10 protein-coding genes are annotated in these 12,137 nt (G+C 54.1%); all 10 read right to left on the bottom strand.

The features are described from left to right. Positions 1-14: 14 nt before the first annotated feature. Complete coding sequence (locus tag HUU59_04720) at positions 15-1,268, bottom strand: type II secretion system F family protein (protein ID NUO18732.1); 1,254 nt, start codon at positions 1,266-1,268, stop codon at positions 15-17. Positions 1,269-1,293: 25 nt separating this feature from the next. Continuing rightward, positions 1,294-2,997 (bottom strand): Flp pilus assembly complex ATPase component TadA, encoded by a 1,704-nt coding sequence (gene tadA / locus HUU59_04715; GenBank protein ID NUO18731.1) that lies wholly within the window; start codon positions 2,995-2,997, stop codon positions 1,294-1,296. Positions 2,998-3,095: 98 nt separating this feature from the next. After that, positions 3,096-5,780 carry a hypothetical protein gene (locus tag HUU59_04710; GenBank protein NUO18730.1) on the bottom strand — a complete coding sequence of 895 codons (2,685 nt, stop codon included), beginning with the start codon at positions 5,778-5,780 and terminating at the stop codon, positions 3,096-3,098. A gap of 114 nt (positions 5,781-5,894) precedes the next feature. Beyond that, positions 5,895-7,568, bottom strand: a complete 1,674-nt coding sequence (locus HUU59_04705) for an SLBB domain-containing protein (protein ID NUO18729.1) — start codon at positions 7,566-7,568, stop codon at positions 5,895-5,897. Next, positions 7,552-8,976, bottom strand: coding sequence for a hypothetical protein (locus HUU59_04700; GenBank protein NUO18728.1), 1,425 nt, complete (start codon positions 8,974-8,976; stop codon positions 7,552-7,554). Before HUU59_04700 ends, HUU59_04705 begins: the two co-directional genes overlap by 17 nt. A gap of 68 nt (positions 8,977-9,044) precedes the next feature. Continuing rightward, positions 9,045-9,584, bottom strand: coding sequence for a hypothetical protein (locus HUU59_04695; protein NUO18727.1), 540 nt, complete (start codon positions 9,582-9,584; stop codon positions 9,045-9,047). 21 nt (positions 9,585-9,605) lie between these two features. Continuing rightward, positions 9,606-10,160, bottom strand: a complete 555-nt coding sequence (pilO, locus tag HUU59_04690) for a type 4a pilus biogenesis protein PilO (protein NUO18726.1) — start codon at positions 10,158-10,160, stop codon at positions 9,606-9,608. A 15-nt stretch (positions 10,161-10,175) separates the two neighbouring features. Further along, positions 10,176-10,808 carry a hypothetical protein gene (locus HUU59_04685; protein ID NUO18725.1) on the bottom strand — a complete coding sequence of 211 codons (633 nt, stop codon included), beginning with the start codon at positions 10,806-10,808 and terminating at the stop codon, positions 10,176-10,178. Between the two features lie 31 nt (positions 10,809-10,839). Then, complete coding sequence (gene pilM, locus HUU59_04680; protein NUO18724.1) at positions 10,840-11,928, bottom strand: type IV pilus assembly protein PilM; 1,089 nt, start codon at positions 11,926-11,928, stop codon at positions 10,840-10,842. Then, positions 11,916-12,131, bottom strand: coding sequence for a hypothetical protein (locus HUU59_04675; GenBank protein NUO18723.1), 216 nt, complete (start codon positions 12,129-12,131; stop codon positions 11,916-11,918). Before HUU59_04675 ends, pilM begins: the two co-directional genes overlap by 13 nt. Positions 12,132-12,137 lie beyond the last annotated feature (6 nt).

Genomic DNA, 12,137 nt, shown 5'->3' with positions numbered 1-12,137 from the left:
GCAAGCCCTGTGCCTTACGAACCTGACTGAATCGCGCGGCCCAACATGAACACCGGGAGGTAAATTGCAATCAAAATGATACCAATCACGCCGCCAATCAAAATGATGAGCAACGGTTCAATAAGTGATGTCAAGCGGCCGATTGTGGCATCCACCTGCTTCGAATAGAATTCTGATACTTTCTCGAGCAGCTTGTTGATTTCACCGGTCTCCTCGCCGGTTTGAATCAGCTGTACCATGATAGGCGGAAACACACCCGTTTTCTTCATGGCAACCGAAATCGCGTAGCCGTCCTTAATCATGTGCTGAGCGTCGCGCAAGGCATTTCCAATCACTCGGTTCTCAACAACGCGAATGGAGTGACTAAGAGATTCGAGAACGGGTACGCCTGAGCCGATTAGAATACCAAATGTACGCGCAAACTTGTCCATCAGTGACGACATCAGCAGCCCACCGAAAACCGGAAAGCGCAGCTTCATGTTGTCCCAAACTAGACCGCCACGCTTCGTCTTGGTCAGCACCCACAAACCGACGATAGTCGCCACCGCAAAGAGAAAGACCAGCGGTGCCTGATTAACCATCAGCTTCGAAATATTCATCAGCACCAGCGTGGCAAACGGCAATTTAGCCGAGAATTTCGAATAGACATCCTCGAACATCGGCACCACGAATATCATCAGGAATGAGATCACTCCCGTCAGGAATATCACCGAAAACACGGGATACGACATCGCTGAAACGACCTTTCGCTGCGTGTCGGCGACTGATTCCAGATAGTCGGAGAGCTGCTCAAGAATTACGTGCAGGTTACCCGAGACTTCACCCGCATGCACCAGCGCTACGTACAAATTCGAGTAAACACCCGGGTGCTTGGCGAGGCACTCGGACAGAGCGTATCCCTTCTTCAGGTCCGTCGCAACCTGTACAAGCACTTTCTTGAACTTATGGTTGCGCTCTTCCTGAAGCAAATTCTGAATCGCGCGCTCAATCGTCAAACCCGCGGAGAACATCGTGGAAAGCTGCCGCGTGAAAAACACCAGGGTCTTGAGAGGAACGCGCGTCCGCCAGCGATAAACCGCTAGGCTTAACTGCTCGCCGACGCTCATCTCGTCAAGCGCAAGACCTCCCTTGATTTCCCGAACTGAGACAATCTGGGCCGCACCCTTGCGGCGAAGAACCTCTACCGCGGCCTCATAGCTCGCGGCCTTGATATTGTCTTCCTGACGGTTGCCCGCAGCGTCTTTGATGACGTAACTGTATGTCGGCATCGCCTGTTTTGCCCGTCGCTTTGAGTTAGATTTCCTGAACCGTCACGCGCAAGAGCTCGTGACTGGTTGTAACCCCTGCAAATATTTTCTTGAATGCTGCATCGCGCAGCGTCACCATGCCGTTCGCCAAGGCCGCATTCCGTATCTCGTCCTGATTGGCGTTATCGAATACCAGCGATCGAATATTGCGGCGCATCTCCAATATCTCGAAAATACCCGTTCGACCGTGGTAGCCGGTGTTCCTGCATTGCGCACAGCCGCGACCACGCCAAAACTTTCTTCCCTTCAAGAAGTCCTTGTCTATCAGCAGCGCCTGCATCTCGGCTTCATCCGGTTCGTATTCAACCTTGCAGTGCTGGCAAATTCGACGCACAAGACGCTGGGCCATCACAAGGTTCAGCACCGATCCGCATAGGAACGGCGGAACACCGATGTCCAACAATCGTGTAATTGTGGAGGGCGCGTCGTTCGCGTGAACAGTTGAGAACACAAGGTGTCCGGTCAATGCGAACTTCACCGCGATGTCCGCCGTTTCTTCGTCTCGAATTTCGCCGATCAACAGCTTGTCGGGATCCTGACGCAAAATTGAACGCAGCGCCGCCGCAAATGTCAATCCGATTTTTGCCTTGGTCTGCACCTGATTAACGCCGGGAACGTGGTACTCGACCGGGTCTTCCACAGTCGTAATGTTGTCTTCGACACTCTTGATTTCATTCAAAGCCGCGAACAGCGTCGTGGACTTACCCGCACCCGTCGGACCCGAAATAATCACCATGCCGTACGGCTGACGAATCCAGCGGCGGAAGATCTTACCGTCTTCTTCCACAAAACCGAGCGTTGCCAAACTGAAGGCGAACGCAGATTTGTCCAGCAAACGCATCACTATCTTCTCACCGGTCACAAGCGGAAGGATCGATACGCGCATGTCAATTTCCTTCTCCGCCGTCCGCACCGTAAAACGACCGTCCTGCGGCAAACGCTTCTCGGCAATGTTCAGTTTTGACAGAATCTTGATACGTGAGACGATTCCTGCATGCGACGCCTTCGGAGGGCGCATGACTTCCGCCAACACACCGTCAACACGGAAGCGCACAATCAGTGATTCTTCCTGAGGTTCGATGTGGATGTCGGTCGCGCGCGATTTGATCGCGTCCTGCAGCATCAGGTTCACGAGCTTGACGACCGGAGCGTCCTCCGCAGCCGCCGTCTTGCTCATGTCCACGAGACTCTCGTCGTCCTCGTCCGACGTCGCAAAAAATTGCAGATCGCCGATTGCCTCGGTTACTTCACCCGCCTTGCGAATCTTCTCATACGAGTTCTCAATCGCATTTAAAATTGCCAGTGGAGATGCTAATTTCGCATCCACACGCTTTCCAGACAATTTCTCGAGATTGTCAACCGCAACAATGTCATCCGGGTCGGCCATCGCGACGATTATCGTCGAATCGGTCAACCCCAAGGGAATGACAAGGTGCTCCTTTGCAAAGCCTTCCGGTACGACTGCAAGTGCGTTCGGATTCTTAGCGGTCAGTGTCTCAGCCGGGATATACTCAAATCCCCACTGCTTCGCCAATGCCGCGTACACGTTTTCCTCAGAGCAATGCCCCAAAGAGACAAGCGTCTCGCCGATCTTCTTACGGGTTTCTTTTTGTCGAGTCAGCCCATCATTGAGCTGTTGCGATGTGATATGGCCCAAACGAACCAGTATCTCGCCAAGCTTTTCGCGCATAATTTCGTTTTATACTTCCTGTCGTCGGTCCAATATGGGCCGGAGCCGGTGTTTGTCCGGCTCCGGCCACTTTAGTTCAATCTATCATCGCCTCTGCCTTAGCGGCGGAAGTTGATAACCTGTGAGTCCGTTGCGTCCTGGTAACCCACAACTTCTACTCGAACCTCACCCGGAATTTCCGGTGTCAAAGCATCGGGGAAAATGAAGTTCACAGAGTCACAAAGGAAGATAGAGCATTGACCATCCGGTTCACCGAACTCCGGTCCCGTGAAATCCATGCTGATCGGCTGACCTTGAATCTGCGGATTCGGCCACATGCGGCCGCGATTCGCGGCATAGTAAACCTGCTGACCATTGATCAAGACTTGGTGGCCGTCCCGAACCGTTGCTTGAAGCTCTATGCGGCACGGATTGCCGTTCGCCACAAAGTGCCACGAACCCGGCAAGCAGTTCACAACAATGGTCGGCTCTTGAATCGGCAATATGAAGTCCTGGGTTGCCACGATACCGTTTGCCGTACGTGCAGAAACCGTAACGAGGCTGTTTGTCGCGAGTGAGTTGTAGCGAAGTGTTGTGAACGCGACACCCGGTCTGACATCACCGTCCGCATTTTCATTGCCTACAACCACGGCCTCCGACAGAATCTGCGCAAGTTCAACCGGCTCAACTTCAAAGAAGACCGCCGTGCCGTTAATGACGTTGTTTTGCACAGCATCCTTCACCAGCGCGCTGATTTCAACGTCCCACGCGGCGCCGCCGGCATCTTCGCCGACTTCATCGAGTCCAAGGTCAATTTCCGCTGGCGGTCCCGCTACCACCGATCCGGTAACCGGACTGCAAGCTTGCTGTCCCCCTGCTACTCGGACACAGGCGACGACAGAAACAGGCCCGGTTCCGGTTCCTGCATTCAATGTCGCTACGGCAACACCGTTTGATGTCTGCGAAGAATCCAGACTGCCACGGTTGTTAATATTGACACCGGCAGGGGCATTGGGTCCAATTTCAAACGTCACCCACGTGCCGTCTTCCACCGGATTACCATTGGCGTCATAGGCTTCAGCCTGTATCTGGGACCAGTCCTGACCGCCGGAGCCGCGAGCCAGCAGGCTTGGCGGGTTCAACGTGGTAACCACTCGATTCGCTGAACCTGACGTGACAATCAGAGTCGTCACCGCACTGTCCACGCCGCTGATCAAACGGGCCTGAACAATACCGATACCGGATGAATTTCCTGTCGCGAGGTTCGCAGTCGCAATTCCGGTTTCATCCGTGTTCACATAAGGTGTGATGGTTCCAAGTGTCGTGGTAAAATTCACCACTTCTCCGGCACGAACGGGATTACCAAACGTGTCGGCAACCGCAGCGCGTACGTCAACCACATCGCCAATTCCAACTTGCGGAAGCGCAAACAGGAAGACATAGGACGGATCGCCCGGATTAATATTAATGGTCAAAGGTTCAGAGACAACTCCGTCCACTTCCACTGTGATTTCCGGCGGGGATTGCGGTATCGCCGTGCAGAGATAGTAGAAATTCGCGGAATCGGGGCGACCGTCCACGAGACGTGTCGAGTCGTACTTGAAGCTTCCGCATTGGGTAACGCGGAACTTGGCATAGTAACCGTTCACTCGCGTGCCGTTGGCGAAGAAGACGTTCAAGTTAAGCTGAATCGAGTCCCGTCCGGCGATTCCCGACGTAGCAGGTGCCGACAGGTTAATGTCACCGATACCGGCTGCCGGAACGATGCGAATATTTACGGTGTCGCGAAGACCCCAGCGCTCATAGCGGGCGACCACCATGGACGAGTCAATGGGATCCTGATCATTCGGAATGGACATACCGCAGAAATTCACCGTGGCGACACCAAGTGAATCCGTAATGGCATAGGGCTGAACTGCGCCCAACACCGGTGCTCCGAAACGTATGGTATCACCGCGAACGGCTTCTCCGAACACGTTCTTTAACGTCGCCGTGATATTGGCGGCAGTAATACAACCGTCCGCTTCGACAAGTCGGCTGTCGGTGGCCACACGCAGCGTACCAAGCTCGCGCGGAACCTGTGCAACAGTTACAATCGCTGAGTCGCGCAACGAACCTGCGCGAACGAAAATCGTAAACTCACCAAACTGACGGTTATTAAACCACCAAGTCGTCGTGCGACCGGACGCGTCAGTGACCGGCGGCTGGACGAGAAGTCCGCCCGTCGCCGTCAGATTCAACGCAACATTGGGCACGCCGCGATTTCCTGAATCAACAATTCGCACATCAACTCTCGCGGAATCGTCTTCAAGCTCCGAAGCTTCGATGTTCTCAGGCGTGACAATCATCGTCACCGAGTTGATTTCCTGATCCGCTTCACGAATCACCAACGTGCGATTCGTGGAAATTCCTCCGGAAGAAGCGGAAATAATCTGATTGCCCGCTTGACTGTAAACTCGGAACATGCAGTTCACGCGGCCGAGGCTGTTGGTCGTGTCAAGCAGCTCGGTATCCAGAAATTCAATGACGCCAAGATTCGGATTTGCGAGCGTGATGTCAACCTTTTTCCCGGGCAAAGCCAAGCCGCGGGTGTCCGTTACGATTACCACTACAGACGTTGATGCCGAGTCGTTCGGCAGAAACGCGAGTGTGTCATTGGTTGTGCCGGTTACGATCTGAATTGAACCGACTTCACCGCTTGTGCCGTCATTACCGCCGGTACTTGTCTTTTCCTGACAACCGACGCCACTTAGCAGAATCGCCACCATGGCGACAAACATTGCTGCCCAGCGGATGAGTTTCATTCTTGCCTCCATAAGTCCCTCCAGGTCCTTTTCTGTTTGGTTTGGGAAACCGACCGGAAACTTCCTTCACGAAAATCTCCGATTGATCCCTGTCCCGACCCTGAGGTTATTGTTCTATTTCTTTGTTGCGGTGTCCAACACCAAGACAATCGTTGCGGCCTGCGCGGCCACTTGAATAACATCCTTGATGCGCTCCCATCCCGTTGTTCGCGGCCGCTGGGGAACAAACAGCACGTCGCCCGGGTCAATTGATAATTTTCTCGTGTATCTAAGTTGAGAACCGTTTCTCGCCTTCAAGACCACAGTTCGCCCCTTCCAGCCCGCGCTGTTCTTGCCGCCCGCCTGTGCAATGTAATGATTCAATGTCGCGCCTTCTTGCCAAGGCACCTCTCCGGCATTGTTCACATAACCAAGCACCCGGACCCCCAGGGGCTGAGACGGCACTTCCAAATGATCGCCGTCCTGGAGAACCACATTCCCGGAAAACCCGGATTCACCTTCACTCGCAGATAAATCAAGGACAACTGTGCCGTAATCCCACCGCGAAAACTCCGCCGACATTTCAAGGTCGGCAAGCATAATCGGATCGTCCTTCACCATCGTCTTGAGCGGATTGGCCGCCACTCTTCTGCGTTCATTGACAACCCGGTCATCGGACTTTCGAATCAGCCTGGCAGACTGCGATGCGGCATCCTCCAAAAGTCCCCCGCACTTGTTCAGCAACTCGGCTACCGTCGTTTTTCCCGGGACAATTGTATAACCGCCGGGATGACTGACTTGTCCGCTGATCGTGACCGAACCCGTTATGTTAGAGCGAGGTTTGCCGCCGACATACACCCGGTCACCGACGTGCACAGGCATCGCAAGCGAAGACGCCGAAAAATTCAAAGATTCAACTTCACCGTTGCCGCGTTCTATGCTGAGCATCGATGAGTCTGCAAGCTCCGTTAGGCCTCCGCCCAAAGCAAGCAGAGTTTCTACATTGTCACCTTGCGCGTGCTCATACAATCCCGGATTACGGACTTCACCAAAAATCCCGACTTGAACCCCGCTTTGCGCCGGAGGTACGAATATCACAGCGCCGTCCAAGATGTATGGATTACCGGTGATGTCTCCTCCCTGAAAGAATCGCTGAAGGTCCACGACGCTAACTGCGCCCGTTTGACCATTCCGCATTTCGATTCTGCGCATGGATGCCATCGGTACCATCACCGAATCTCCGGCCCTGAACTCCAACACCGACTTCAAGCCGCCGGCGAAATCAACCGCATCGGCTACTCGTGACGTTGCCGGCATCGGGTAGGTACCTGGGAACGTCACCGCGCCCGTGACGTGGATCCTCGTCTTGCGAGGTTCAAAGAGCGTTACGGACACGCGGCCACGCCGAAGAGCTGACTGGAACTCCGCCGAGATCAATTCCTCGGCTTCTGCCAGTGTTTTTCCCGTGACCTCAACCGGTCCTGCAAACGGAACCGCCACTCGGCCATCACCGGAGACAACCGCAGGAGTCTCCTCATAGGTTGGACTCCAAATCTGAAGAATCAGTTTGTCGCCTGGCCCTACGCGATAGCTGTTTCTGTCAACAGCGCCTTCATAAACGGCCTGACCAAACTCCGTTGGCAATACGGATTGGCCGGACATCCGTTTCAAAATGTCCGACTTCAGCGAAGTATTGCTGGACTGGCTTGTCTCTTGTGCCCACCCAGATGCGATTCCAAAGATCAACAGACCAAGCCAACTCAGTGCCGCGACCTGCACTCGCGGCGAGCGCTTACTCGTTGCCTTCACCACTCTCCTGAGGCATGAACTTGTCCTGAACTTCCTTCACGCGCACAGGCAGATCGATGGCGTAGCCCGTTCCGATAATGTGCGGAGTGACCTGAATAATCAAGTCTGTCTTGCGAGTGGAAGTGGATTTATGACGGAACAAACTGCCGATGAAGGGTATGTCGCCAAGGAACGGGAAGCGATGCTCCGTCTTTGATGCTTCAACTCCCAACAGACCGCCGATAATTACCGTCTCGCCATCCTTGATGCGAATCGTAGTGGAAGACGTGCGGCGCTTTACCCACGGCAGCTGAGTATCCGAGGATTCGAGGAACTGGAAAATTGACGACAATTCAGGCTGAATGCTGGTCGTGATATATCCGTCCGAGTTAATCTTGGGCGTCACGCGCAAAAGCGCGCCGACAATCACCTGATCGATCTGAACCTGACCGCCGACACCGCCTGAGCGGGCAACGTACGGAATCTCGTCCACAACTTGAATGGCGGCTTCCTTGTTGTTCAATGTAGCCACCGACGTATTGGCAAGCACTTCAGCACGGCCGGTGCGCAACAAAGCGTCAAGCGCAACTTCAAATGCCGTGGCCTGCTTCGACCAGTAACCAAGTCTGCGAGTCTCCATCGGGAAGAAAGGCATCCGAGTAGGAAGTCGGCCGCGAACGGACGGGTCAATACCCGACAGCGACGCCGCGCCTTCCGAGTTCACCGGATTACCATATTGATCCACCGGAGTCTCGGAGATAACGGTCTGGACGGACGAAAGCTTGTTCCAGTCCAATCCAAGAACTTCCTCGTTCTCAACTGCCACTTCAATCATCCGGCATTCCAGAATGATCTGCAGCGGCGGAACGTCAACTTCCTGAATGACTCGCTGGATGTCCGCCAGCACTTTCGGGCTGGTCACAACAAGCAGCTTGTTGCCTGTCGAGTCAATAGTGATTCCTGCCTGCATATTGGCAAGCATCTTGGCCACCGTCGGAGCGTCGGTGTACTGAAGATCTATCACGTAGGAATTCAATCCCACCTGCTTCTCCAATTGCTTCTCAGGTGCAACGAGGAAAGACTTGCCCACAATTTCATAGGACAACCCCGCCGCGCGGACCACGAGGTTCATGGCCTGCTCGATGGGAGTGTCTTTCAAGTGGATCGAGATTCTCTCTTCCTGATTCACTTGCGGACCGGTGACGATGTTAAAACCGCTCTCGGCTGCAAGAATGGAGAGCACTGACGGCAGAAATGCATCGTCGGCGTCAATCGTCACCAACTTCTGCAGTGCGTCATCGCCTTGCGCTCTGACGGGGGTCTGGGCAATCAACGTCCAGACCAGCGCGGCTATCAAGAGCCCGCCGCGCCAAGCGAACGAACCGATGGTCCGCCCGTGAGAATTACGGAGAAGCGTTGCCAGTTTCAAAAGCCTATTCCTTTATCTCGGCTAAAATTTGCTAATTTCAAATTGATAATGATACGCGTCTATGCGGCCTAAAAGTTCGATCCGCCGACGGAAGTGTTGCCTTCGGTAAACTCGCCTTCCGGCGCCGACTCGTTGACCAGCACCAAACGCGAACCGCCCTTTGTCAGAACCATTTCCGCCGGTCCGATAGCCGCCACACGGAAGCCGTTCAGCTCATCACCGATGCGAAGCACGTGACTCTTGCCCATAAACTTCACGATGCCCGATGGATTTTCGCCCATCACCGTACACGAGAGTCGCATCCGTCCGCGCTGCTCGAGTGTCTCGCGCAAGCCAAGACTTGCAAGAAACGACTTGCTCTGAATCGTGCGAGTCAAATCGAGCGGGTCCACCGTGACATTCGTCACGTAGGCTATGCGATCGTTCAGGTCCTTTTCAAGCGTGTTAACCGTCTCTTCGAGCTGCTGGTCGGTACCCAGAACAATGGCCTTGTTCCGCATGACCTCAATCCGCTCGGAAATTTTGTAGTTCTGCCAGCCCATCCAGACCATCGTCACCACCAGCAAGGTGAGCAGGATGCCCCACAGAACGTTCAATCGTTGTGACATATTTCGTATGGCCTTTTAGGCTTATTTCTGCTTGATCAGAGTCAAAGTGGACAATTCTATCATCATCGGCCGCTTGTCCGTCAAGCCGTTCTTGGCCATGGCCTGAACCTGCTTGACCTGACTGGACAATTCGAACTTGTCCACCGTAACCAACCGATTGCTCTTCTCGACATCATTCAGGAAATTCACCAGCGACTTGTAGCTCGTATTCACTTCCAGATTATACGGAGTCGCGATGTATGTATTGTAGTTTCTGCGCCGCCCCGGTTCTATCGACTTCAGGTCTATATTGTAGGCGCGCAGAATGTCCGTAACCTGATTCATGAACGGCAGCGACGCGTCCTCGGCCAGCGAGTCGCGCTGCGACTGCGCAAGGTTGCCTTCGATCAGGCGTGTCACCTGCTGCAGTTCGTTGGCGATGATCTGTGCCGCGATGAGCTTCTCGTTCTCAACCCGGATTTCCTCGTCCAACTCGCGGACAATCCCCGGCTTCGGCTTGTAAACAAACTTCAAATAGTAGTAGAAGCTGCCGGCGACTACGATCAGAAGAATAAGTGCTGCGATTGCTTTTCTCATTTGTCTGATCTCCCCTTACGAGCCTTGTACGATTGTCTTCGACGGCCCGGCTGCCGCTTTCTTCTTCTTGCCGCGGTCCGGATCACGAGTTATGCACTCGACCGAGAACATCAGCGCATCCTGATCCTCGACCACCTTGCGCAGCGACTTGTCGAACTTGATTTCATACATGCCTTGACGGAAGTCAGGAGTCGTCTTCAGCAGATCAACAAAGCTCGAAATGATGTCGAACTCCTTCTGTGAAGAATCCACCTTCGCGATGCAATGCAGGTAGAAACGGTTGTTATTCAGCTCCAGACCCGTGACCGACATGCCGGGAGGCAGCACATCCGCCAGAACCTCGAGGCGGCGCGCCCATAAAAAGCGTTCCGTCTCCAAATTCGCAAGCGCCATCACGTCGTCCTTGGACACGTTCGTGCCTTCCCGCTTCAAGCTGTCAAGCTCGTATTTGATGCGATCCAGCTTGTCGCGGCGGGATTTTATTACGTCGTCCAACGCTTCATTCTGAGCCCATGTCACTCCGCCGAGTACGGCGAACACCAGACCCATCAGGAACAGAAGCAAGAAACTGCGGCGCTCCTGCTTGCGTTGACGAAGGACGATTTCCCCTTCGCCCTTGTTCAAATTGATTGTAAATAATCTTACCATTGCTCTTGGTCAATTGCCTTGCGGCCGGTGTTTAGTATATCGCCTGCGCGCGCAGCGCCAAGCCAACTGCTGTTGAAAATTGCGGGTGGTTGCTGACATCAGCATGACCCTCGAGAACGCGAAACGGATCGTAGGCTTCAACCGGAACGCTGAAGCGGTTGGCCAAAAAGTCGCACAACTCCTGAGACGTGGCCGTGCCGCCGAACAACACAAACTTCATGATACCGCTCTGGCCGGTTTCTTTCACATAATAGCGAATCGAACGATTGATTTCGTCGTACAGCTTGTCCAAAGGCGACTTGTCAGACAGCGCAAGACTGGATGCCAGAGTTTCCGCTCCGCCTGAAGCCATCGGCTTCAAGTCTTTCGCGGTCAGTCCTTGACGCTTCTTGATTTCCTCAGCTTCCGCGAAGGTGCAATTCAGCTTGTTCATGATGTCTTCGGTGAAACTCCAACCCGCCACCGGAAGATCACGGCTGAAATACATGTCCTTGCGTCCGAGAATCACCAAATTCGTGCGGCGCGCTCCGATATTCAGAAAGCACAGCACGCCGTCGTCGGGCAACTCATTGCGCACAATGTACGAATTGACACACGCGAGAGGTTCGAGATCCACCACGCCGGGTTTCAAATCGAGTTCGCGTAAGACGTCAAGGTGAGCGTCCAACGTGCGCTTGGTCGTCACTGCGAGCAGCACCCGAACCTTGTCGGCTTCACGGGTGTCGTCCCCAAGAATCTGGTAGTCCACCAATAGCTCTGAACCATCGAGCGGCAGATGCTTGCGGCCTTCCTGATTCAGCGCGCTTGCCATTTCGTCATCCGGCATAGACAAGGAGCGAATCTCCTTGGTGGCCATATTCAGTCCCGAAAGACAGGAACCTAAATGAGCGACCCTATTCGGCTTGATGCCGGCTTCGCGGAACATGTCCAAAACGAGCGGTACGATGGCGCCCTTCTTCGGGCCGTCCAAATCATAGCGCTCATTGGCGGCACTGTAAATATCTCGCGACCATGCGCCGATTAAACGGCTCTTGTCATGGTGCTTTTCGGTCACGACCAGTTGGATCGCGTGTGAGCCGATATCCAGACCCACGCGAACATTTGATTTTAATCCAAACACGGGATCTCCAAAGCGAGAGAGGAAATCAAGAGGGTTTCTGCTCTAAGTTGTCGGGCGAAGCTGCGGCAGATCATTTTCAGGGTAGGATGGGCCGCTGCACGAAACAGATTGGCCTGCAGGCCGCGCGGGCCTGCAGGCACAATCCATGATTTTTTGAGGGAACGGATCACCATGATGCGCGCTCCGCCGTGTCGCTCGGACACTGCGTG

The organism is bacterium, assembly GCA_013360195.1.
Lineage (GTDB): Bacteria > Electryoneota > RPQS01 > RPQS01 > RPQS01 > JABWCQ01.
This window is presented reverse-complemented; position numbering and strand designations above follow the sequence as displayed.